Genomic DNA, 23,722 nt, shown 5'->3' on the forward strand with positions numbered 1-23,722 from the left:
ATGGCCGAACTTGCAACCATCGCCCGTCCGTACGCAGAAGCGCTGTTTGGCGTGGCCGAAGCTGGTGACATCGCCGCCTGGTCCACGCTCGTGCAGGAGCTGGCACAGGTTGCGCGTCTGCCCGAAGTGCTGTCGATCGCCACGAGCCCGAAAGTAAGCCGCGCGCAGGTCAGCGATCTGCTGCTGAACGCGGTGAAGTCGCCGCTCAAGGACAATGCGCAAGCGAAGAATCTGGTGCAGATGCTGGTGGACAACCACCGTCTGCAACTGCTGCCGGAAATCGCCACGCAGTTCGAAGAGCTGAAAAACGCCCGCGAAGGGGCGGCTGATGCGCTGATCGTCAGCGCATTCCCGCTCGAAGGCGCGCAGTTGAACGAACTCGTCGCAAGTCTCGAACGCAAGTTCAAGCGCAAGCTGAAGCCGGTGATCGAGGTCGACTCGTCGCTGATCGGCGGCGTGCGCGTGACGGTCGGCGATGAAGTGCTCGATACCTCGGTCCGCGCGCGGCTTGCCAGCATGCAGACGGCTCTGACGGCCTGAAGCGCTTAAAACGCTGAAGCGGCTGGCACGCAACAGAATTGACTATCAGGAGCGAATAATGCAACTCAATCCCTCTGAAATCAGCGAGCTGATCAAGAGCCGGATCCAGGGCCTTGAAGCGAGCGCAGACGTTCGCAACCAGGGCACCGTGATCTCCGTGACCGACGGTATCGTGCGTATCCACGGCCTGTCGGAAGTGATGCAGGGCGAAATGCTCGAATTCCCGGGCAACACCTACGGTCTCGCGCTGAACCTCGAGCGTGACTCGGTCGGCGCCGTGATTCTAGGTGAATACGAACACATTTCGGAAGGCGACATCGTCAAGACGACGGGCCGCATTCTCGAAGTGCCGGTGGGTCCGGAACTGCTCGGCCGTGTGGTCGACGCACTTGGCAACCCGATCGACGGCAAGGGCCCGATCAACGCGAAGCACACCGACGCAATCGAAAAGATTGCACCGGGCGTGATCTGGCGTAAGTCGGTTTCGGAGCCGGTCCAGACCGGCCTGAAGTCGATCGATGCGATGGTGCCGGTTGGTCGTGGCCAGCGTGAGCTGATCATTGGCGACCGCCAGTGCGGCAAGACGGCTGTCGCTGTCGACACGATCATCAACCAGAAGGGCAAGAACCTCTTCTGTATCTACGTCGCGATCGGCCAGAAGGCTTCGTCGATCATGAACGTGGTGCGCAAGCTGGAAGAAACCGGCGCGCTGGAATACACGATCGTCGTGGCCGCTTCGGCTTCGGAATCGGCTGCGATGCAATACCTCGCACCGTACGCCGGCTGTTCGATGGGCGAATACTTCCGCGACCGCGGTCAAGACGCGCTGATCGTTTATGACGACTTGACCAAGCAAGCTTGGGCATACCGTCAGATCTCGCTGCTGCTGCGCCGTCCGCCGGGCCGTGAAGCTTACCCGGGTGACGTGTTCTATCTGCACTCGCGTCTGCTGGAACGTGCAGCTCGCGTCTCGGAAGAGTACGTCGAGAAGTTCACCAACGGCGAAGTGAAGGGCAAGAGCGGTTCGCTGACGGCACTGCCGGTCATTGAAACGCAAGCAGGCGACGTGACTGCATTCGTTCCGACGAACGTGATCTCGATTACCGACGGCCAGATCTTCCTGGAAACCGACCTCTTCAACGCAGGTATCCGCCCGGCAATTAACGCCGGCGTGTCGGTGTCGCGTGTGGGTGGTGCGGCTCAGACGAAGGTTGTGAAGAAGCTGTCGGGCGGTATCCGTACCGACCTGGCGCAGTACCGTGAACTGGCAGCATTCGCCCAGTTTGCCTCGGACCTCGACGAAGCAACCCGCAAGCAGCTCGAACGCGGCCGCCGCGTGACGGAACTGCTCAAGCAGCCGCAGTATCAGCCGCTGCAAGTGTGGGAACTGGCTATCGCGCTGTTCGCTGCGAACAACGGTTACCTCGACGACCTCGAAGTCGCGCAAGTGCTGCCGTTCGAAAAGGGCCTGCGTGACTACCTGAAGTCGAAGCACGCTGACCTGATCAAGCGCATCGAAGATACCAAGGAACTCTCGAAGGACGACGAAGGCCTGCTGCATACGGCCGTCAAAGACTTCAAGAAGTCCGGCGCTTATTGATCCGCGAGTGACCCGCAAGGCATAAACGGACCTTGAAGCGGCGCGGGCCGCATGTGAGTGCCCCCGTGCTGCTTCGATCGCTTTGCATGGGACCCGAGTAACCGCTAAAGCGGTAACTCGGGCCGACAAAGGAGCAAGCAATGGCTGGAATGAAGGAAATTCGCGGCAAGATCAAGAGCGTGCAAAACACGCGCAAGATCACGAAAGCGATGGAGATGGTGGCCGCATCGAAGATGCGCCGCGCTCAGGAGCGCATGCGCGCTGCTCGCCCGTATGCCGACAAGGTCCGCGACATCGCTGCACACATGAGCCGTTCGAACCCTGAGTATCGTCACCCGTTCATGGTGTCGAACGAAGGCGCGAAGCAGGCCGGCATGATCCTCGTCACGACCGACAAGGGTCTGTGCGGCGGCATGAACACGAACGTGCTGCGCGCGGCGCTGCAGAAGTTCAAGGAACTGGAAGGCCAGGGCAAGACGATCGAAGCGACGGCGATCGGCACCAAGGGTCTCGGTTTCCTGAATCGCCTGCGCGCGAAGGTTGTGTCGAACGTCGTGCATCTGGGCGACACGCCGCACCTCGAGAAGCTGATCGGCGCGGTGAAAGTGCAGCTCGACATGTACTCGGAAGGCAAGATTTCCGCGGTGTACCTGGCGTACACGCGCTTCGTCAACACGATGAAGCAGGAAGCGGTGATCGAGCAACTGCTGCCGCTGTCGGCAGACCAGTTCGAGCGCAAGGAAGACGAGGGCACGGTGCCGAGCACGTCGTGGGACTACATCTACGAGCCGGACGCGCAGGCGGTGGTGGACGAGTTGCTCGTGCGTTATGTCGAAGCGCTGGTCTATCAGGCCGTGGCGGAAAACATGGCGTCGGAGCAGTCGGCACGGATGGTCGCGATGAAGGCCGCTTCGGACAACGCGAAGACGGTCATCAACGAACTGCAGCTCGTGTACAACAAGAGCCGGCAGGCCGCGATCACGAAAGAACTGTCGGAAATCGTCGGTGGCGCTGCGGCGGTCTGACCTAACGGTCAGGCGCGCCTTACGGCAAGCGCTACGAAACTGCGCCTTTGCGCGAGTGAAGAATTGAGTATCTAAAGGAAAAGCGATGAGTACTACTGCTTTGGTAGAAGGCAAGATCGTACAGTGCATCGGCGCGGTGATCGACGTGGAATTCCCGCGTGACCACATGCCGAAGATTTACGACGCGCTCATTCTCGACGGTTCGGAATTGACCCTCGAAGTTCAGCAGCAGCTGGGCGACGGCGTCGTGCGGACCATCTGTCTGGGTGCATCGGACGGCCTGCGCCGCGGCACGACGGTGAAGAACACCGGCAAGCCGATCAGCGTGCCGGTTGGCAAGCCGACGCTCGGCCGGATCATGGACGTGCTGGGCCGCCCGATCGACGAAGCCGGCCCGATCAACTCGGACGTGACGCGCGGTATTCACCAGAAGGCTCCGGCGTTCGACGAATTGTCGCCGTCCACGGAACTGCTCGAAACGGGTATCAAGGTTATCGACCTCATCTGCCCGTTTGCCAAGGGCGGTAAGGTGGGTCTGTTCGGTGGCGCCGGCGTGGGCAAGACCGTGAACATGATGGAACTGATCAACAACATCGCCAAGGAACACGGTGGTTATTCCGTGTTCGCCGGTGTTGGCGAGCGTACCCGTGAAGGGAACGACTTCTATCACGAAATGAAGGACTCGAACGTTCTCGACAAGGTCGCGCTGGTGTACGGCCAGATGAACGAGCCGCCGGGCAACCGTCTGCGCGTCGCGCTGACCGGTCTGACGATGGCTGAGTACTTCCGTGACGAAGGCCTCGACGTGCTGTTCTTCGTCGACAACATCTACCGTTTCACGCTGGCAGGCACGGAAGTGTCGGCACTGCTCGGCCGTATGCCGTCGGCAGTGGGCTATCAGCCGACGCTGGCTGAAGAAATGGGTAAGCTGCAAGAGCGTATTACGTCGACCAAGACTGGCTCGATCACGTCGGTGCAGGCCGTGTACGTCCCTGCGGATGACTTGACCGACCCGTCGCCGGCTACGACCTTCGGCCACCTGGACGCAACCGTCGTGTTGTCGCGTGACATCGCTTCGCTGGGTATCTATCCGGCAGTCGACCCGCTCGATTCGACCTCGCGTCAGATCGACCCGAACGTGATCGGCGAAGAGCATTACGCCATCACGCGCGGCGTGCAGCAAACGCTGCAGCGCTACAAGGAACTGCGCGACATTATCGCGATTCTGGGCATGGACGAACTGGCGCCGGAAGACAAGCTCGCCGTGGCGCGCGCTCGTAAGATCCAGCGTTTCCTGTCGCAGCCGTTCCACGTTGCTGAAGTGTTCACGGGTTCGCCGGGCAAGTACGTGCCGCTGAAGGAAACGATCCGCGGCTTCAAGATGATCGTGGGCGGTGAGTGCGATCATCTGCCGGAGCAGGCGTTCTACATGGTCGGCACGATCGACGAAGCCTTCGAAAAGGCCAAGAAGATCCAGTAAAGGTCGGGTGTAACGAGGCGGGCGCAGGCCTCGCGCGTATCGATACGTGTTGGGTATCGGCACGCAAAGCCGGCGCCTCTTATTACGCTCAACCCAGCCTTGCATGGGACGAGGGTGAGCGCTAAAGCGCTAACACTCGTCGAGCTTTGCATGGGACCAGAGTAGGCGCTAAAGCGCTAACTCTGGTCGCCACAGGAGTCGATATGGCAACCATTAAAGTAGACGTCGTCAGCGCGGAAGAGCAGATCTTCTCGGGTCAGGCGAAATTCGTGGCGCTGCCGGGCGAAGCGGGCGAACTCGGCATTCTGCCGGGCCACACGCCGCTCATCACGCGGATTCGTCCGGGTGCGGTGCGTATCGAAGCTGAAAACGGCGAAGAAGAGTTTGTGTTCGTCGCCGGCGGCATCCTCGAAATCCAGCCGGGCGCAGTGACGGTTCTCGCCGACACGGCAATCCGCGGCAAGGATCTCGACGAAGCCAAGGCCGAAGACGCACGCAAGCGCGCAGAAGAAGCGCTTCAGAACACGGGTTCGAACCTCGAATACGCAACCGCTCAGGCGGAACTGGCGTATGCGACGGCTCAGCTCGCGGCGATTCAGCGTCTGCGCAAGCTGCGCGGTCAGAACTAAGCGGCAAGCATCAAAGGAAAAGCAGCCTGACCGGCTGCTTTTTTTCATGTTGGCTTGACGTTTACGGAAAGGGAAGAAGGGTCGCAGCTTTAGTGCGCGTGAAGCGGCGGAAGCCGGCAGAGACCTGCGGGTAAGACTTGATGCCTTGCCGTTATCCGCCGAGGCACAATCAGTTTCAAATTCCTCAAGAAAAACGCCGGGCTGCCCCTCGTTTTCCGCCCTGCCGGAAGTCCTCTTGCGGGATTGACCCCCTCGGGGGCCTAGCGCGAAGCGGCAGGTCAGGGGGCACCCAATAAAGCAAATATCCGCTCAGGGAGACACCGCCATGGCGACGCAAATGTCAGGTGAAGGCGCACTCGTTGAACCGAAGGACGGTCTGTCCTATGTACGCGGCTCGACCGCTATCCCGTTGAGTGACGCGACCGTCGGACAATTCCTGTTCGAAACGGCGCGACGCTTCCCAAACCGACCCGCTGTGGTGTTCCGCGAGCAGGGAATCCGCTGGACGTGGCAGGTGTTTCTGCAAGAGGTCGACGTGTTCGCCGCGGGTCTGCTGGCGCGGGATATCGGCAAGGGCGATCGCGTCGGCATCTGGTCGCCAAATCGGGTCGAGTGGCTGCTTACGCAGTTTGCCACCGCGCGCATCGGCGCCGTGCTAGTCAACATCAACCCGGCCTATCGGCTGGCCGAGCTCGAGTACGCGCTGAACAAGGTCGGCTGCAAAGCTATCGTTGCCGCTGAGTGCTTCAAATCTTCACAGTATCTGGAAATGCTACAGGAGTTGGCTCCGGAGCTCGCCACGCAGGCGCCCGGCGATCTGCATGCCTCTCGCCTGCCGGACCTGCGCGTCGTGATCCGCATGGGCGACGCCCAGACGCCGGGCATGTTGAGCTTCTCCGATGTGATCGAGCAGGGGCGCGCGACGCTCGACCCGGCGAAGCTCCAAGCCATCGGCGCCACCCTCTCAGCCGGCGACCCGATCAATATCCAGTTCACCAGCGGCACTACCGGCAATCCGAAGGGCGCCACGCTCACGCATCGCAACGTCGTCAACAACGCCCGCTATATCGCGATGGCGATGCGCCTCTCGGAACAGGACGGACTCTGCATTCCCGTGCCGCTCTATCACTGCTTTGGGATGGTGCTGGCGGTACTGGCCTGCGTATCGGTCGGTGCGAACATGGTCTTCCCCGGAGAGGCGTTTGATCCGGCCGCCACGCTCGCCGCGGTCGCCGAGGAAAAATGCACTGCGTTGCACGGCGTTCCGACTATGTTCATCGCCGAACTGGATCACCCGGACTTCGCGCGCTTCGATCTCACGCGTCTGCGCACGGGCATCATGGCCGGCTCGCCATGTCCGATTGAGACGATGAAAAAGGTCGTATCGAAGATGCACCTGGCGGAAATCACGATCGCCTACGGCATGACGGAGACCAGCCCGGTGTCGTTTCAGAGCTCAACCACAGACCCGCTCGACAAACGCACCTCGACGGTGGGGCGCATCCAGCCGCATCTGGAGGTCAAAGTGGTCGACGCGCTAGGCGATATCGTGCCGGTCGGTGAAACCGGCGAACTGTGCACGAAGGGCTACTCCGTGATGCAGGGCTACTGGGGCGACGAAGCCAAAACACGCGAAAGCATCGTCGATGGCTGGATGCACACCGGTGACCTCGCAACACTCGACGCCGACGGCTATTGCAACATCGTTGGCCGGCTCAAGGATATGCTGATTCGCGGCGGTGAGAATATCTACCCCCGCGAGATCGAGGAGTTTCTGTTCCGCCATCCGAAGATCCAGAGCGTGCAGGTGTTCGGCGTGCCGGACGCGAAGTACGGCGAGGAAGTGTGTGCATGGATCGTGCTGCGCGCCGGCGAACAGTGTAGCGCCGAAGAGGTGCAGGACTTCTGCCGCGGCCAGATCGCCCATTACAAGGTGCCGAAGTACATCCGCTTTGTCGATGAGTTGCCCATGACGGTCACCGGGAAGGTGCAGAAGTTCGTGATGCGCGAACGGATGATTCAGGAGCTGAAGCTGAAGGAAGGCAAGACGGCCTGATACGACTGCGGCGTCACGTAACCTTCACGTGACGCCGCCGGGTTGGCCTGGATTAGCCACCGTCTGCGAAGCCAGGCCTGAAAACGACCTTGGCAGGGCTCGTCTGAGCAGCGCGCAAACGTTTGGCTAGAGAAAAAAAAAGCGGGCCTGGAGCCCGCTAAAAACCACACGCTACGGGGTTAGCGCGAGGAGACCATTGGAGGAACCGACTGGCCAGACGCTAAACGTCGACCACGGCGCCAACAGGGATGCCCCTTTCCAGGGCTTCGGCGTGCTGCCGACCGGCAAGTGCATCGTATCCGCTCACACCACGCACCCAGCCACATCCGTGTTGAAACCGTTGAAGGGCATTGTGGGCGAATAACTTCAGCAACGCGGTAACAAAGTGTTTCAGGTTGTAACGCCCGCCGGATAAGGCTCCCAAGGATTTTTTGCCATTGAAAGCTGTTTAAAACGTAATTTTTACCGACTGCCCTGAAGGTTTTCACACGGGCGCGATTGATGCTATTCGAGGTGCATCGTGGGCCGCTTCTCGTTCAGTCTTCACTGCATGAATGCATGAGCTGTGACGCGCTTTGCAGCGCGAATCGCCGTCTGTACAGGCGGTTACAGCTCCAATATCCTGAGAGATGGTCTGATGAACGAGCGGGCTGCGCTGTAGCACCTACGTGAGCGCGATTGCGTCACTGCGGTGATTGGCTTGTCAAACAACGACATCGGCCGATCTATTCCATATTGGCTTACATGCATACGCACGGTTACAGGATTGTTCCGATGAACTTCGCGTACTCGAACAATACCGCCGGTCGTCAGGCGCCGAAGTCCGACACCCGGGGCCCCAGGCGTGGCCCCCCAAGCGCTCACTTCAACCACTTGTCCGAGATCGTCTGATACTCACCCGTCGCCTGCGCCTGGTGCAACCATTGGTCCACGTACTGCTGGAAAACCACGTCGCCGCGCGGCAGCAGCCATGCCTTCTCGCCGTACTGGAACGGCTTGTCGGGGTGTACCGAACACAGCCCAGGGTTAAGCTTCTGCTGCAGCAGCGTCTCCGATGCGTCTGTCACCATCACATCTGCCTTGCCGGCCAGGATCTGCTTGAAAATGGTCACGTTGTCCGGATACACGGTCAGGTTCGCGTGCGGGAAATATTGCCTCGCGAACCGCTCGTTCGTGCCGCCGGGGTTGACGATCACCCGGACCGCGGGCTGGTCGATCTCGGCCACTGTCTGATACCTGTTCACGTCGTCGCAGCGCACGATGGGAGTCTTGCCGTCAACCATATACGGCTGGGTGAAGAACGCGCGCTTCTGCCGTTCGAGTGATGGCGATACGCCGCCCACGCCGATATCGCACTTGGCCACGAAGTCGTTCATCAGGTTCGGCCACGACGTTTTCACGTACTCGACCTTCACGCCCAGCGACTTGGCGAGCGATTCGGTCATGTCGATATCGATGCCCTCGAATTGTCCCTCGCCCTTGTAGAACGAGTACGGTTTGTAATCACCAGTCGTGCAGGCGCGCAGTGTGCCGCGGGCCAAAATCTCATCGAGTCGCGACGCGGCCGTCGCGGCGGCGCCGCCAGCCGTGGCGGGGCCTGCGGCGCCTTGCGCGTTTGCCATGCCGGCTGCAGCGCACAACAGCGCGCCGGCCAGGATCCATGCCACCTTCCTCATCGGATCTCCTCGAACACCGTAATTGTTTGGTAAGGCCGCTGATCATAGCCCGGCAATTCGCCGTTGAACATTGGCCGCAAGGCCGAGGAAGCCCCGCAGCTATACACAGCTATCGCCGCGATCAATGAAGATGCAAGTTGGGGCGCGCTGCCTCCGGTAAAATGCCCCTTTGCCTTCAGTCGTACGCACGCATCGTGGCCCATAACCTTCTCAACGACACCTTCCTGCGCGCGCTGCTGCGCCAGCCGACCGACTACACGCCGATCTGGCTGATGCGTCAGGCGGGTCGCTACCTGCCCGAATACAATGCGACGCGCAGCCGTGCCGGCAGCTTCCTCGGGCTTGCGAAGAGTCCGGCCTACGCGACTGAAGTCACGCTGCAGCCGCTCGAGCGCTACCCGCTCGACGCCGCCATCCTGTTCTCCGACATTCTCACGGTGCCCGACGCAATGGGCCTCGGGCTGGAGTTCGTGGCCGGCGAAGGGCCGAAGTTTGCCCGCCCGGTGCGCATCGAAGCCGACGTCGCACGCCTCGCCGTGCCCGACATCGACGCCACGCTGCGCTATGTCACCGACGCCGTGCGCGAAATCCGCAAGGCGCTGACCGACGCGCAAGGCCGCCAGCGCGTGCCGCTGATCGGTTTCTCGGGCAGCCCGTGGACGCTTGCCTGCTACATGGTCGAAGGCGGCGGTTCGGACGACTTCCGTACCGTGAAGTCCATGCTGTATGCCCGTCCGGACCTGATGCAGCGCATCCTCGAGGTGAACGCGCAAAGCGTGGCGGCGTACCTGAATGCGCAAATCGAAGCCGGCGCGCAAGCCGTGATGATTTTCGACACTTGGGGCGGCGCGCTGGCCGACGGCATCTATCAGCGCTTCTCGCTGTACTACATCGAGCAGGTGGTGAGCCAGCTCAAACGCACTCACGACGGCGAAAAGGTGCCGGTGATCACCTTCACGAAGGGCGGCGGCCTGTGGCTCGAGGAAATCGCGGCTACCGGCGTCGACGCGGTCGGCCTCGACTGGACGGTGAACCTTGCCAAGGCGCGCGAGCGTGTCGGTGGCCGGGTGGCATTGCAGGGCAACATCGATCCGTCCGTGCTGTTCGCGCCGCCCTCGGCGATTCGCATCGAAGCGCGCGCCGTACTCGACAGCTTCGGCAATCATCCGGGCCACGTCTTCAATCTCGGGCACGGCATCTCGCAATTCACGCCGCCGGAAAACGTCGCGGAACTGGTCGACGAAGTGCATCGCCACAGCCGCGCCATTCGCGCTGCTGGAGCAGGCGGAACGGCGCCGGCTACGTGACAATTTTGTTGCACTGCGGCGAGCTGGGCTCTCGGACTAAGGTAAAAATAATGTCAGCTAGGCCGTCAGATGGCGCTTCTGCCGTTGTCAAGACTTGACTTATACACACTTATCACGCTGCGGCGCGGTAGAGGCTTTCATCGCAGCATTGCGCTTGCAAGTTGTGTGCGCATTTGATCAAGTCCTTGACTGGCAAGGGTTTCCACGGGCCTTGACGAAATGTGCGAAAACCCACACAACGCAGCAGCGGCGCGGTTTTCCAGCCTTCCGGGCAGAGTTTTCAACAAAGTTATCCACAGGACGCGCGGGCAAACAGCAATTGTTCAGTCGAATCCAAAACTTAGCGCGGAAAGTGAAGTTTTACTTTAACTTCATCGTATTCGCCGCCGCTTCACGGCATATCGCGCCAGTCATGCGCCGCGTCTGCCGACCCCGATTGTCATCCTGAATCTAATTTGAGCCACGTCTTTGTCCGCGTCGCGCTGGATCATCCGCTGCCGACCCTGTTCGACTATCGCTGCGATGCAACCGAGCCACCGCGGCCCGGTACGCTCGTCAGCGTGCCGTTCGGCAGGCGTCAGGATGTGGGACTCGTCTGCGAAGTGACTGCTCACAGCGACGTGCCCGCGGACAAGCTGCGAGCCGTGGACGCCCTCTGCGACGCATGTCCGCCGCTATCGGCCGAATGGCTGGCGCTGGCCGCCTTTGCCGCGGACTACTATCAGCGGGGTCTCGGGGAAGTCGCCTTGCCGGCGTTGCCGCAAGCATTGCGCGACCCGTCGCGCTGGGCACGCCTGCTCGCACCTCAGGAGCGCTACAGCTTGCTGCCGGCCGGCCGTGAGGCCTTGCCCGACGCCTTGCCGGCACGCGCGAGCGCCTTGCGGCGCCTTGCTGAGGCACTGATCGAAGCGGAAGCACTGCTGGTTGCCGACGCGCGCGTCATCCACCCAAAGGCCGTCGCGACGCTCGACGCCTGGCAAGCCGAGGGCTGGGTGACGCTGGAGGTGACCGAGGCTGCCGCACTCGGCGCACCTCCGGTAAGCGACGAGGCGCAGCAGCATGCCGCCTCACCCGCCTTGCCGACCCTCACCGACGAGCAAGCCGCTGCCGTCGAGGCGATCCGCGACGCCAACGGCTTCGCCCCGTTCCTGCTGCACGGCGTCACCGGCAGCGGCAAGACCGAGGTCTATTTGCGCGCCCTCGCCGCGATCCTTGCGGCGCGGCCCGACGCCCAGGCGCTCGTCCTCGTGCCCGAAATCAATCTCACGCCGCAATTCGAGGCTGCCTTCCGCGCGCGTTTCGCCGCGCTCGACGGCACCTCGATCGTCACTTTGCACAGCGGTCTCGCGGAGGGCGAACGGGCGCGCAACTGGTTCGCGGCACACAGCGGCCGTGCGCGGATCGTGCTCGGCACGCGGCTCGCGGTGCTTGCCTCGCTGCCGAAGCTCGCGATCATCGTGGTCGACGAGGAGCACGACCCTGCCTACAAGCAACAGGAAGGCTTGCGCTACTCGGCGCGCGATCTGGCCATCTGGCGCGCCAAGCAACTGGCTTTGCCGGTGGTGCTCGGCTCGGCGACGCCTTCGCTCGAAAGCTGGTGGCAGGCCGACCAGGGGCGCTATACGCGGCTGACGCTGTCGCGCCGCGCGGTCGCTGAAGCGGTGTTGCCCACCGTCAAGCTGATCGATCTCGAAGAGGAGCGGCGACGCGGACGGGCTTCGGTGGAAGGTTTGTCGGGGCCGCTGATTGCGGCGTTGAAAACGCGCCTGGAAAAGGGCGAACAAAGCCTGGTATTTCTGAACCGCCGCGGTTACGCGCCGCAACTGGCCTGCGACGCCTGCGGCTGGGTGGCCGGCTGTCCGCGTTGCAGTGCCTACGTCGTGTTGCACAAGCCTGAGCGCGCGTTGCGTTGCCATCATTGCGGGTGGGAGGCGCGCATTCCGCGTTCGTGCCCGGATTGCGGCAACGTCGATATCGCGCCGCTCGGGCGCGGCACGCAGCGTGTTGAGGAGACGCTGGCAACCGCAGTGCCGGGCGCACGCGTCCTGCGTATCGACGCCGACAGCACCCGCCGCAAAGGCAGCGCGCAGGCGCTGTTCTCCGACGTGCACGCGGGTGATGTCGACATCCTGGTGGGCACGCAGATGATCGCCAAGGGCCACGACTTCCAGCGCGTCTCGCTGGTGGGTGTGCTCAATGCGGATACCGCGCTGTTCTCGCACGACTTCCGCGCGAGCGAGCGCCTGTTCGCCCAGTTGATGCAGGTGAGCGGCCGTGCCGGTCGCGCCGGGCTGCCCGGCGAAGTGCTGGTGCAGACGCGCTATCCGCGGCATGCGCTGTATCACGCGCTGGCGCGGCACGACTACGTGGGCTTCGCCAACTCGACTCTGGCCGAGCGCCGCGACGCCCATCTGCCGCCGTTCGTCTATCAGGCCTTGCTGCGCGCCGAAGGGCGCACCCTTGAAGCGGCGCTCGCCTTCCTGCAACAGGCCGCCGCGGCGCTAGCGGAGATGCCGTCCGCCGAGCGGGTCACGGTCTACGACGCCGTGCCGCTGACTATCGTCAAGGTGATGCATGTGCATCGCGCGCAACTGCTGATCGAAAGCGCGTCGCGCGCCGCGCTGCAAGCCACGCTGCGGGCCTGGCAACCCGTCTTGCGGACCTTTAAGGGCGTCTTGCGCTGGAATCTCGAGGTCGACCCGCTCGACATCTGACGCCTCCCATCCGCGTTCGCTCGCCTTGATTGGCGTGCAAATCCCTTTCAGTCATATTCATAGAGCGAAAGGTCGTTTCAGTTCTGAAAGCCACTCGTCTATATTTCGCCAAATCGGCGCAGTTTTAACAACAATCCCAATTTCTCCCGCGCCGACGCACCTCAACTCTCGGGGCTTTGCGATGAGCGATACCAATCACAGCCTGCCGGCGGGCGCAGCACCGGCGAAATCCGATCCCAACCGTGACACGGCCACCCAACGTGGCGGGGGCTTGTTCGCCACCGAAGACTGGTGGGCCGTCTGGATCGGTCTGCTAGTGATCGTCGTTGCGTGGGCGTTGTTCGCTTCCGGTAGCAGCATCAAATGGCTCGCCGTCGCGCCGGCCAAATGGTCTGACCCAGCGGCAGCCGCTCGGGATCTGGTCAAACACCTGCCGAACTACGCCGCGCTATTCGTCGTGTTTGCCGTGCTGTTCGGCGTGAGCCTCGCCGCCTTGAAACAGCGGCTCGCGCATTTTCTGCCGTCGTTCCTGATCCTGTTCGTCGCGTCGATAGTGATTTTCATCCTGGGCGCGTGGGTCAATGCATCCAGGTACAACCTCGAACCGCCGCTGGTTGCACTCGCGCTCGGCCTGGTGGTCTCAAACGTGTTCCGTCTGCCAGAGTGGTTCTCGGCCGGGTTGCGCGTCGAGTTTTATATCAAGGTGGGCATCGTGCTGCTCGGGGCGACGCTGCCGTTCACCTTGCTGGTGTGGGCTGGTCCGGTTGCGGTCGGGCAGGCGAGCATCGTCTCGCTGGTGACGTTCTTCGTGATCTTCTTTGCCGCCAAGGCGTTTGGTCTCGATCGCCGCTTTGCCGCAGTGCTTGGTGTAGGCGGCGCGGTGTGCGGCGTTTCGGCGGCGATTGCAATTGCCGGCGCCGTGCGCGCCAAGCGCGAGCAGGCTTCGGTGGCGATCACGCTGGTGATCCTGTGGGCCATCGTGATGATTTTCGTGCTGCCGTTTGCGTCGCGATCACTCGGGCTTTCGACGGCGGTCGCGGGCGCCTGGATCGGCACCTCTGAATTTGCGGATGCCGCCGGTATCGCCGCCGCGCAAGCCTACGGCGACTTCGCGAAGCACGCGGGCGGTGCGATCGCCGGTGCGCCCGAAGCGTCCCTGCAGGCTTTCACGTTGATGAAGGTGGTGGGCCGCGATATCTGGATCGGCATCTGGGCGTTCGTGCTGGCGATCGTTGCGACCACCCGCTGGGAGAGCGAGGACAACGGCGTCAAAGCCAAGGCCAACGCAGGCGAGATCTGGGCGCGCTTCCCGAAATTCGTGATCGGCTTCGTGATCGCGTCGGCGCTCGTGACGTGGATCGCGAGCCACTATTCGCTGGCGGATTACCGCAAGGTAGCGACGCCGGAGTTCGTCGCGCCGATTACCGCGCTGCGCACCTGGGCGTTCATTTTCTGCTTTCTGAGCATCGGATTGACGACGCGGTTGCGCCTGCTGAGCACCACCGGTCTAAAGCCGTTCCTCGCGTTCACGGCCGGCGTGGTCGTCAATATCGCCATCGGCTACGCGCTGTCCGCGCACGTGTTCGCGTCGTACTGGAATAGCTTGGGGCAGGGCTCGTGACTGCCCCGGCAGAACGCGCCGACGCGACGACGGCGGCGCTGCGCGCGTGCCGGCCCAGTTGCGCGGGTTGCCGGTACCGCGCTGACGATCGACTAACGCTTGAGCAGAGCATCCCGGGCCTCGCTGTCTTCAGTTCAGGGTTTGGGGCGAGCGTGGCGGCAAGCCGGCTATGCCGCCTGCACGATCAGCTCGTTTCGCCGGACGACGCCTGCAGTCAGTTCGTGGCGCGCGCCTGAGCGCTGGTCCTCGAGTCCTTCACTCCCGGACGGCTCCCTGCACACCGCTGCCGCTGGGCGTGCGGCGCTCATCCGCAGGGTCCCTTGCGACCGAGCACGTTGCACCGCGAATGAAAAGAACCGCACACATCGCGCACATCGTCCAGATTCCCGCCACTACCAGCCACTTTTCCATTTCGACCACCCCGTAAGCCCCGTACCGTGCGCTAGTGCGCATCCATAGCCTGTATAACGGCGCGGTTGCGATTTCGATAAGGGTTGCCAAAAAAGAAATTCATAGGGGAAAGTACCGATGCCAGAGGCGGTTGGCCCGGTCCGCCGCCACTGGCCGCAAACCCCGGTCGTACAAGGATTTATCAATGGTGCAACCATGCCTTTTGGGTGGTTGCACCTTTTTATTGAGAGGCGTACGATTCGGCCAACTTTTAAGTCTTTGGCCGGCGGGTTGGCTGGCATATGAGAAGGAAACATGGCTAGCACCACCCTCGGCGTCAAGGTCGACGACCTCCTGCGTTCCCGGCTGAAAGATGCCGCTACCCGTCTCGAACGCACTCCGCACTGGCTGATCAAGCAGGCGATCTTTGCGTATCTCGAACGGATCGAGCACGGTCAACTGCCGGCGGAATTGTCCGGCGCGCATGGTTCGGCCGATCTGGCCGACGGCGCAAGCGTCGAGTCCGAAGTGGATGGCGCGTCGCACCCGTTCCTCGACTTCGCGCAGAACGTGCAACCGCAATCGGTACTGCGCGCGGCGATCACCGCGGCTTATCGCCGTCCCGAGCCGGAATGCCTGCCGTTCCTGCTCGGTCAGGCGCGTTTGCCGGCCAATCTCGCCAACGACGTGCAGGCGATGGCGAGCAAGCTCGTCGAAACGCTGCGTGGTAAGAGCAAGGGTGGCGGCGTCGAAGGTCTGATTCACGAGTTCTCGCTGTCTAGCCAGGAAGGCGTGGCGCTGATGTGCCTCGCCGAAGCGCTGTTGCGGATTCCCGATCGCGCCACCCGCGACGCGTTGATTCGCGACAAGATCAGCAAGGGCGACTGGAAATCGCACGTCGGCCAGGCGCCGTCGCTGTTCGTCAATGCCGCCACGTGGGGGCTGATGATCACCGGCAAGCTGGTGACGACCAATAGCGAAACGGGTCTGTCGTCGGCGTTGACGCGTCTGATCGGCAAGGGCGGCGAGCCGCTGATCCGCAAGGGCGTCGATATGGCGATGCGCCTGATGGGCGAGCAGTTCGTCACCGGCGAGAACATCTCCGAAGCGCTGGCGAATAGCCGTAAGTTCGAGGCGCGCGGCTTCCGCTACTCCTACGACATGCTCGGTGAAGCCGCTACGACGGAAGCCGATGCACAGCGCTACTACGCGTCGTACGAGCAGGCGATCCACGCTATTGGCAAGGCGGCCGGCGGACGCGGCATCTATGAAGGCCCGGGCATTTCGATCAAGCTGTCGGCGCTGCATGCGCGCTATTCGCGCTCGCAGCAGGAACGCACGATGAGCGAGCTGCTGCCGCGTGTGCGGTCACTCGCGATTCTCGCGCGCCGCTACGACATAGGCCTGAACATCGACGCTGAAGAGGCGGACCGCCTCGAGATCTCGCTGGATCTGCTCGAGGCGCTGTGCTTCGATCAGGAACTGGCGGGCTGGAACGGCATTGGTTTCGTGGTGCAGGCTTATCAGAAGCGCTGCCCGTTCGTGATTGATTACATCGTCGATCTGGCGCGCCGCAGCCGTCACCGCATCATGGTGCGCCTCGTGAAGGGCGCCTACTGGGACACCGAGATCAAGCGTGCGCAAGTGGACGGCCTCGAAGGCTATCCGGTGTATACGCGCAAGATCTACACGGACGTGTCGTACCTCGCGTGCGCGAAGAAGCTGCTCGGGGCACCGGACGCGGTCTATCCGCAGTTCGCCACGCACAACGCGCACACGCTCTCGGCGATCTATCACCTCGCCGGTCAGAACTACTATCCCGGTCAGTACGAGTTCCAATGTCTGCACGGTATGGGCGAGCCGCTGTATGAAGAAGTCACGGGCCGCGACAAGCTGAACCGTCCGTGCCGCGTGTATGCACCGGTCGGTACGCACGAAACGCTGCTGGCGTACCTCGTGCGGCGTCTGCTGGAAAACGGCGCGAATACCTCGTTTGTGAACCGCATCGCGGACGAAAACGTCGCGATCAAGGATCTGGTCGCCGATCCGGTGGAAGAGGCGTCGAAGGTCGTGCCGCTCGGCGCGCCGCACACGAAGATTCCGTTGCCGCGCAACCTGTATGGTGCGGAGCGTCTCAATTCGATGGGTCTCGATCTGTCGAACGAACACCGGCTGGCGTCGCTTTCGTCGGCGCTGCTGGCGAGCGCGCATCATCCGTGGCGCGCGGCTCCGATGCTCGAAGACAACGAAATCGCCGTAGGCACCTCGCGCGACGTGCGCAATCCGGCCGATCACCGTGACCTCGTTGGTACCGTTGTCGAAGCCACTTCGGAACACGTGAGCGCCGCGCTCGCGCATGCCGTAGCCGCCGCGCCGATCTGGCAGGCGACGCCGGTCGAAGCGCGCGCCGATTGCCTCGCGCGCGCCGCTGATCTACTCGAAGCGCAGATGCACACGCTGATGGGCCTGGTGGTGCGCGAGGCGGGCAAGTCGCTGCCGAACGCGGTGGCGGAAATTCGCGAAGCCGTCGATTTTCTGCGCTACTACTCGGCGCAGATCCGCACCGAGTTCTCGAACGACACGCATCGTCCGCTCGGTCCGGTCGTTTGTATCAGTCCGTGGAATTTCCCGCTGGCGATTTTCATGGGGCAGGTTGCTGCTGCGCTGGCGGCCGGTAACACCGTGCTGGCGAAGCCGGCCGAACAGACTCCGCTGATCGCCGCACAAGCCGTGCGCATCCTGCGCGAAGCCGGCGTGCCGGCCGGCGCGGTGCAACTGCTGCCGGGCGACGGTGAAACGGTCGGTGCGGCGCTGGTCGCCGATGCCCGTACCCGTGCGGTGATGTTCACCGGTTCGACCGAAGTCGCGCGCCTCATCAACAAGACGCTCTCGAGCCGTCTGGACGCAGAAGGCAAGCCGATTCCGCTGATCGCCGAAACCGGCGGCCAGAACGCGATGATCGTCGATTCGTCGGCGCTCGCCGAACAGGTGGTGGCGGACGTGCTGAACTCGGCGTTCGACTCGGCCGGTCAACGCTGTTCCGCGCTGCGCGTTCTTTGTCTGCAGGACGACGTCGCCGATCGCACGCTGGAAATGCTGACGGGCGCGATGCGCGAGCTCGCAGTGGGCAACCCGGATCGCCTGTCGATCGACGTGGGTCCGGTGATCGACGTGGAAGCGAAGCGTGGCATCGACGCCCATATCGCAGCGATGCGCGAGAAGGGCCGCAAGGTCGAGCAACTGTCGATGCCGGAAGGCGGCGCACAAGGCACCTTCGTGCCGCCGACGCTGATCGAACTCGATAGCATCGACGAACTGAAGCGCGAAGTATTCGGCCCGGTGCTGCACGTGGTGCGCTATCGCCGCAGCGCGCTGGACAAGCTGCTGGAACAGATCCGGGCGACCGGTTATGGCCTGACGCTTGGCATCCACACGCGGATCGACGAGACGATCGCGCACGTGATCAGCCGCGCGCATGTGGGCAACATCTACGTGAACCGCAATGTGGTGGGTGCGGTGGTCGGCGTGCAGCCGTTCGGCGGCGAAGGCCTGTCGGGCACGGGGCCGAAGGCAGGCGGAGCGCTGTATCTGCAGCGTTTGCTGGCCACGCGTCCGGCGGGTCTGCCGAAAACGCTGGCGCAGTTGCTCGTGGCCGATGCACCACAGGCGGGCGTAAACGGTGATAATCGCGGCGACAATCCGTCCTCGGCGCTGATGGCCTTGCGTGACTGGCTGATCGGCGAGCGCCAGGCGGCACTGGCGGCGCGTTGCGACGGCTACCTGTCGCAAGGTCTGGCTGGCGCGACCGCGGTGCTGCCCGGGCCGACCGGCGAGCGCAACACCTACACGCTGGGCGCGCGTGGCACCGTGCTGTGCGTGGCGTCGACGGCAAGCGGCGCACGCGTGCAGTTCGCCGCGGCGCTGGCCACCGGGAATCGCGCGCTGTTCGAAGGCGCGGCTGGCGAGCAACTGGTGTCGGCGCTGCCGGCAGCACTCAAGCCGTACGCGAGCGTGAAGAAGAGCGCCGACACGCCGTTCGACGCCGTGCTGTTCGAAGGCGATAGCGACGAACTGCTTGCGCTGGTGAAGGAAGTGGCCAAGCGCGCCGGTCCGATTGTCTCGGTGCAAGGCGTGGCGGCACGCGCGCTCGAAAGCGGTGACGAGGATTACGCGCTCGAACGTCTCCTGACGGAACGTTCGGTCAGCGTGAATACGGCAGCAGCAGGCGGTAATGCGAATTTGATGACGATCGGTTGAGCGAACCTTTAACGGTCGATTCAATAAAACGGAAGCGGTACGGCGACCCCGAAACCGCTCCACTCACACCTGGTACCAAGGAGAAGCTATGCAACACAAGATGAAACAGCTGGCAGGCGCGGCGCTCGTCGCAGCGATGTCACTGTCGGGGGCAGCACATGCACAGCAGGTCGAAGACGTGAAGGTGGGCTTTGCTGGTCCGATGACGGGCGCACAGGCTCACTACGGCAAGGACTTCCAGAACGGCATCACGCTGGCTGTGGAAGAAATGAACGCCACGAAGCCGGTGATCGGCGGCAAGCCGGTGCGCTTCGTGCTGGATGCGGCGGACGACCAGGCTGACCCGCGCACCGGCACGACCGTTGCGCAGAAGCTGGTGGACGACGGCATCAAGGGCATGCTCGGCCACTTCAACTCGGGCACGACGATCCCGGCTTCGCGCATCTACGCGAACGCAGGCATCCCCGAAATCGCCATGGCGACGGCGCCTGAATACACGCAACAAGGCTTCAAGACCACGTTCCGGATGATGACGTCCGACACGCAGCAAGGTTCGGTCGCGGGCACGTTCGCGGTGAAGAACCTGGGCATGAAGAAGATTGCGATTGTTGATGATCGTACGGCTTATGGTCAGGGTCTGGCCGATCAGTTTGAGAAGGCGGCGAAGGCTTCAGGTGGGACGATCATTGATCGTGAGTTCACCAATGACAAGGCTGTGGACTTCAAGTCGATCTTGACCAAACTGAAGTCGGTTAATCCGGATCTGATCTATTACGGTGGTGCTGATTCGCAAGCCGCGCCGATGGTCAAGCAGATGAAGACGCTCGGTATCAAGGCTCCGTTGATGGGCGGTGAGATGGTTCACACGCCTACTTTCCTGGAGCTGGCTGGTGATGCGGCTAATGGCACCGTTGCCTCGCTGGCTGGGTTGCCGTTGGAGCAGATGCCTGGTGGTGCTGATTACGTCGCCAGGTACAAGAAGCGCTTCAATGAAGATGTGCAGACATATTCGCCGTATGCCTATGATGGCGCTATGGCCATGTTCGATGCTATGAAGAAGGCTAACTCTACCGATCCGGCTAAGTATCTGCCGCTGCTCGCTAAGACCGATATGCCTGCTGTTACTACTACTCATCTTGAGTATGACGGTAAGGGTGATCTTAAGAATGGTGGAATCACGCTGTATAAGGTTGTTGATGGGAAGTGGACTACGCTGCAAAGCGTGGGTGGGAAGTAAGCTTTTTTTGCCTGGCGGCGCTTGAGGGTGATTTTTGTTAGCTCTTTGAGCGATTGCTGTTTTGCTTGGTGGTGATGCCCTGCGGGTCTCCTGACTCGTGGGGCTTTTGTTTTTTTGCTCTTGGCCTTGTTTTGTTCGTGGTATGGGGATGAACGCGGCAGGAAGCGTAGCGGCGGTCGAAGCGGCGAATGCGGACGAGCCGCTCCCGTCACGGTAACGATATCGAGCACGATATCGCCCGTGACGCTGGACCGTCCCTAAAGAAGAACGGTTACTGCCTCGTGAAATAGCCCTCGTTGATGGCTGTCGGCATGTTTGAGCCGCCGTCATCCCAGTTGATGACAAAAACGCCCTTCGGGTAGGCGGCACTAGGCCCCATCAGGAACGCAGTTCCCGTGAAATTCTTCCCGGCGTACGGGCAAGGATTCCTGGCGGGATTCGTGTCCTGCGTCGCCGTCTGAAACTGGATGTCTGTCACGTCAATAGTATTGGTTTGCGGCGTCAAGCTACCGCTCCATGTACAGTTATATCCGTAAGTGCCGCTGAATGAAGTTCCGGCGATGACGATCTGTGTCGTCGAAGTCTAGCCGAAAGTTCCCGCTAGCGATGAGACTGTCGGTTTGACCAGAATGCTGTTCAATTCCAGTGTCGAATCCGAAGCGGTGCCGCTCGGACCTTGAACCTTCAAGGAATAAGTCGTACCGCCCGAATTCAAGCTTAACGTGGCGTTGCCTTGCACAAACGTCCCCGCCGATGGCAGCCAGCCGTCACCTGTAGCGCTGTTCGCATTTCCGGCCATCGACACACTTCCGAGGCCAATCGTCAATGGTTGATCGGTGCCGTTCCCAAATGCGCGTAGATAGCCAGCGCTATTTATTGTGACAACCACAGCATTAGCGGCCGGCCCTGTCAACATAAGAACGTTGTCAACAACTGCGGGACCCGGCATGGGAGTGGCTGCGTCTTTGCTCCCGCCTCCACAGCCAGCGAAAAGCACACATGAAGTGGCAGCGACTAGGAGAAGATGTCGTTCGTTCATTTGATCGGGTTTGGGGTGGAGGTGGGAAGAACTGTTTCGGGCATTGAAAAATTCGCGGCGGTTTCTGGCGCGCATGACAGCTACCCCAAAGGAAGACTGACGACTTAGGGAAAGAGAGAGAATCGCCCCAGTCATCGCTAACGATCCTACCGGCGATGAGTTGGGTGGAATAATCGGACTATTCTTATTTTTGTGAGATGCGACGGACTCCTCAAAGTTACCTATTCGTACCTCGCGATGGGGCTCTTCAAGACGCCGCTGTGATCACGCCGCGGACCAGGTGGTGCGCGCCACTATGCTTGACTCAAGGGGTGACGCACCGCAAGTTTCATCCTAAAAACATAGGTATCCTTATATCTGATAGGTTTACACCGTCACGATCGAAAGGACTTGGCAACGTGTTGATGCGCCAAGCCAGGCTTGGAATTGCCTGTCACAACGAGCAAAGTAGGTTTGCCCATGTCGCAATGGAATACGCTCTCGGTCCCACTGGAGAACGGTTGGCAATGTACGCTGGTCCTCGCCAGCGAGTACAGCAGTCCGTCAGGTAACTGGCTACCGTTCACGAGGGGCGATGAGCGAGAACAGATTGAGCAGGACAGACGAGATTTCGATTGCTATTTCCGGCCACGCTCGAACCTGCGCACCGTGAGCGGAGAGGCCGAACTGCACGAGATTCAATCGTTCCTGCGTGATACGCTGAATGTGGTCCACTGGAACCAGCCTACCGACAACGCGGGCGTCGAGCGAGCGCTTCGCGACACGGTATCGTCGGGGCGACTGGTGCCCGTCGTCAATCGCGAATGGCGGTCACTGGGCCGCGTGGCCAAGCCTGCGCCGGCGCCGCAACGGTGGCCGTCGGGCGGGCGCGGATTTGACGGGGGCAGTCAGAAGTGGGCGGCCTTCGTGAATGCCGGTCCAGGTCCGTTGACGTTCAACGGGGAGCCAGTTCTGTCTGGGCCTTATGACCCCGCCACGCGCGAATCCCAACTCACCGAGGCGCGCGCCGCAGTGAGCACAAGTGGCACGATCGGCGATCTGCTTGGCGTGCTTGAGGCAGCGGCCGGTGCCATGCTCGGCATTGACTCTGGGGTAGACGATCGAGTTGACGAGGTGACCGAGAATAGCGGTGGTACGGCTACGCAGCTCGGCGATGCACAGCCGTTCGAATACCTGCCAAATACGCCTGATGGCGACTCCTTCGAGATTGCGAAAACGCCAAATGAAGGTGAGCCGGGTACGTGGTACACGAACCCGGGCAGTGGACAAATGCGTATGTTTGGCGGCGATGGCCAGCGTGTTGTTGATTTTGACTTCGATCACGACCACGGTCAGGGTGTTCCTCACGCACATAACTGGGCAGTCGATCCGCTTAGCGGAAAGCTATTGCGCGGACCTGGCCTACCATTTTCCTTGCTACCCTAAATCGGTGGAACCGAAATGAAAGACGCAACTTACACCAACGTGCGGGATTTGGGGAAACTCCCGAGTTTCCACGACGCGGAACTCATTCGGATTGAGCACCGTCCCGATGAACACCAATTGGACCTTGGTTTCAAACGTGTCAACGGTGAAATCGAGTTTCTGCGTTTCCTGCAGGTAAGCGCTCTACGCATCGTAGACTTCGCCGAACAAAACGTCGCGTCCCGAATACTGCTAACGCCAATGCACGTGTTCTCTAACCTCGATGTGTGTTCATTCGTCGGATGGGTCCGCAGCTATGTAGATTCACGACCCGCGCACGTAAGCGAAGAGCAGGCGGAACAGCTCACTCAAGACTTCTTGGAAGGGAAAAAAGCCTTGTTCGCGCTCGAACCTTCATGCGGCGCTGAGATTGTCGTTCTCTGCGAATCAGCATGGCTACTCAGTGAGCGAACCCATGAACACGAAACTGAATGAAAAAGGTGAGAAGAGCAAGGCGATCTGCGAGAGTTGTCGGCAGATCGTGAGTACAACCTTTGCCCGGCGCGATGTGCCCTTTAGTGACGGCAAAGGCGAGGTAAAAGACATCCTTGTTGCAGTCTGCGGTCTGTGCAACCAAGTGGTCGCTGTTCCGGCGCAGTCCATTCCGGCTATTCGGGAAGCGCGCCTGAAGGAAGTGAAGGCCACCAAGGCGTAATGATCTATCAGATTCAGGCGGACGTAATCGAA

The 23,722-nt window shown here is 61.6% G+C and carries 18 protein-coding genes; 16 read left to right on the top strand and 2 right to left on the bottom strand.

Going from position 1 to position 23,722, the window contains the following annotated elements; translation table 11 throughout:
• The 7 genes from P3T40_RS04120 to P3T40_RS04150 all read left to right on the top strand — a co-directional run bounded on the left by P3T40_RS04120 (window position 1) and on the right by P3T40_RS04150 (window position 7,694).
• Window positions 1-540 (top strand): F0F1 ATP synthase subunit delta, encoded by a 540-nt coding sequence (locus tag P3T40_RS04120; RefSeq protein ID WP_429266392.1) that lies wholly within the window; start codon window positions 1-3, stop codon window positions 538-540.
• 58 nt (window positions 541-598) lie between these two features.
• The gene (atpA, locus tag P3T40_RS04125) at window positions 599-2,140 is read left to right on the top strand and encodes a F0F1 ATP synthase subunit alpha (protein ID WP_429266393.1); all 1,542 of its coding nucleotides are present in this window, start codon (window positions 599-601) and stop codon (window positions 2,138-2,140) included.
• Window positions 2,141-2,280: 140 nt separating this feature from the next.
• Window positions 2,281-3,165: a F0F1 ATP synthase subunit gamma gene (gene atpG / locus P3T40_RS04130; RefSeq protein ID WP_429266394.1), complete on the top strand. Its 885-nt coding sequence runs from the start codon at window positions 2,281-2,283 to the stop codon at window positions 3,163-3,165.
• An 85-nt stretch (window positions 3,166-3,250) separates the two neighbouring features.
• Window positions 3,251-4,645 carry a F0F1 ATP synthase subunit beta gene (gene atpD, locus P3T40_RS04135; protein ID WP_429266395.1) on the top strand — a complete coding sequence of 465 codons (1,395 nt, stop codon included), beginning with the start codon at window positions 3,251-3,253 and terminating at the stop codon, window positions 4,643-4,645.
• 203 nt (window positions 4,646-4,848) lie between these two features.
• A complete protein-coding gene (locus tag P3T40_RS04140) occupies window positions 4,849-5,274 on the top strand; it encodes a F0F1 ATP synthase subunit epsilon (RefSeq protein ID WP_012434800.1) in 426 nt (141 codons plus the stop codon).
• A 325-nt stretch (window positions 5,275-5,599) separates the two neighbouring features.
• Entirely contained in the window at window positions 5,600-7,330 is a 1,731-nt protein-coding gene (locus tag P3T40_RS04145; protein ID WP_429266396.1) for an AMP-binding protein, read from the top strand.
• A 196-nt stretch (window positions 7,331-7,526) separates the two neighbouring features.
• Window positions 7,527-7,694 (top strand): hypothetical protein, encoded by a 168-nt coding sequence (locus P3T40_RS04150; protein ID WP_429266397.1) that lies wholly within the window; start codon window positions 7,527-7,529, stop codon window positions 7,692-7,694.
• A gap of 496 nt (window positions 7,695-8,190) precedes the next feature.
• Here the strand turns inward: P3T40_RS04150 and P3T40_RS04155 are convergent, their stop codons facing one another.
• The gene (locus P3T40_RS04155; RefSeq protein WP_429266398.1) at window positions 8,191-9,006 is read right to left on the bottom strand and encodes a transporter substrate-binding domain-containing protein; all 816 of its coding nucleotides are present in this window, start codon (window positions 9,004-9,006) and stop codon (window positions 8,191-8,193) included.
• A gap of 194 nt (window positions 9,007-9,200) precedes the next feature.
• Between P3T40_RS04155 and hemE the strand changes: the two genes are divergently transcribed.
• The 6 genes from hemE (at window position 9,201) to P3T40_RS04185 (ending at window position 20,532) form a co-directional block, all read left to right on the top strand.
• Window positions 9,201-10,313 carry a uroporphyrinogen decarboxylase gene (gene hemE / locus P3T40_RS04160; protein ID WP_429266399.1) on the top strand — a complete coding sequence of 371 codons (1,113 nt, stop codon included), beginning with the start codon at window positions 9,201-9,203 and terminating at the stop codon, window positions 10,311-10,313.
• Window positions 10,314-10,768: 455 nt separating this feature from the next.
• Entirely contained in the window at window positions 10,769-13,027 is a 2,259-nt protein-coding gene (locus P3T40_RS04165) for a primosomal protein N' (protein WP_429266400.1), read from the top strand.
• Between the two features lie 181 nt (window positions 13,028-13,208).
• On the top strand, window positions 13,209-14,648 hold the full coding sequence (locus tag P3T40_RS04170) for a YeiH family protein (RefSeq protein ID WP_429266401.1): 1,440 nt from the start codon (window positions 13,209-13,211) through the stop codon (window positions 14,646-14,648).
• Window positions 14,645-14,884, top strand: coding sequence for a hypothetical protein (locus P3T40_RS04175; RefSeq protein WP_429266402.1), 240 nt, complete (start codon window positions 14,645-14,647; stop codon window positions 14,882-14,884). The genes P3T40_RS04170 and P3T40_RS04175 overlap by 4 nt, the downstream gene beginning before the upstream one ends.
• A gap of 469 nt (window positions 14,885-15,353) precedes the next feature.
• Window positions 15,354-19,295 (top strand): trifunctional transcriptional regulator/proline dehydrogenase/L-glutamate gamma-semialdehyde dehydrogenase, encoded by a 3,942-nt coding sequence (gene putA, locus P3T40_RS04180; protein WP_429266403.1) that lies wholly within the window; start codon window positions 15,354-15,356, stop codon window positions 19,293-19,295.
• 88 nt (window positions 19,296-19,383) lie between these two features.
• On the top strand, window positions 19,384-20,532 hold the full coding sequence (locus tag P3T40_RS04185) for a branched-chain amino acid ABC transporter substrate-binding protein (RefSeq protein WP_429266404.1): 1,149 nt from the start codon (window positions 19,384-19,386) through the stop codon (window positions 20,530-20,532).
• Between the two features lie 271 nt (window positions 20,533-20,803).
• Here P3T40_RS04185 and P3T40_RS04190 read toward each other — a convergent pair whose 3' ends face one another.
• Window positions 20,804-21,037 carry a hypothetical protein gene (locus P3T40_RS04190; protein ID WP_429266405.1) on the bottom strand — a complete coding sequence of 78 codons (234 nt, stop codon included), beginning with the start codon at window positions 21,035-21,037 and terminating at the stop codon, window positions 20,804-20,806.
• Between the two features lie 993 nt (window positions 21,038-22,030).
• On the opposite strand from P3T40_RS04190, the gene P3T40_RS04195 reads away from it, so the two are divergent.
• From P3T40_RS04195 to P3T40_RS04205, 3 genes are read left to right on the top strand one after another with little or no spacing between them, the layout of a single operon-like run.
• Window positions 22,031-22,996: a hypothetical protein gene (locus P3T40_RS04195; RefSeq protein WP_429266406.1), complete on the top strand. Its 966-nt coding sequence runs from the start codon at window positions 22,031-22,033 to the stop codon at window positions 22,994-22,996.
• Between the two features lie 15 nt (window positions 22,997-23,011).
• A complete protein-coding gene (locus P3T40_RS04200; RefSeq protein WP_429266407.1) occupies window positions 23,012-23,470 on the top strand; it encodes a hypothetical protein in 459 nt (152 codons plus the stop codon).
• A complete protein-coding gene (locus tag P3T40_RS04205; protein ID WP_429266408.1) occupies window positions 23,451-23,690 on the top strand; it encodes a hypothetical protein in 240 nt (79 codons plus the stop codon). The genes P3T40_RS04200 and P3T40_RS04205 overlap by 20 nt, the downstream gene beginning before the upstream one ends.
• The last annotated feature ends 32 nt before the right edge of the window (window positions 23,691-23,722 follow it).

Source organism: Paraburkholderia sp. EB58 (assembly GCF_050436665.1).
Taxonomy (GTDB): domain Bacteria; phylum Pseudomonadota; class Gammaproteobacteria; order Burkholderiales; family Burkholderiaceae; genus Paraburkholderia.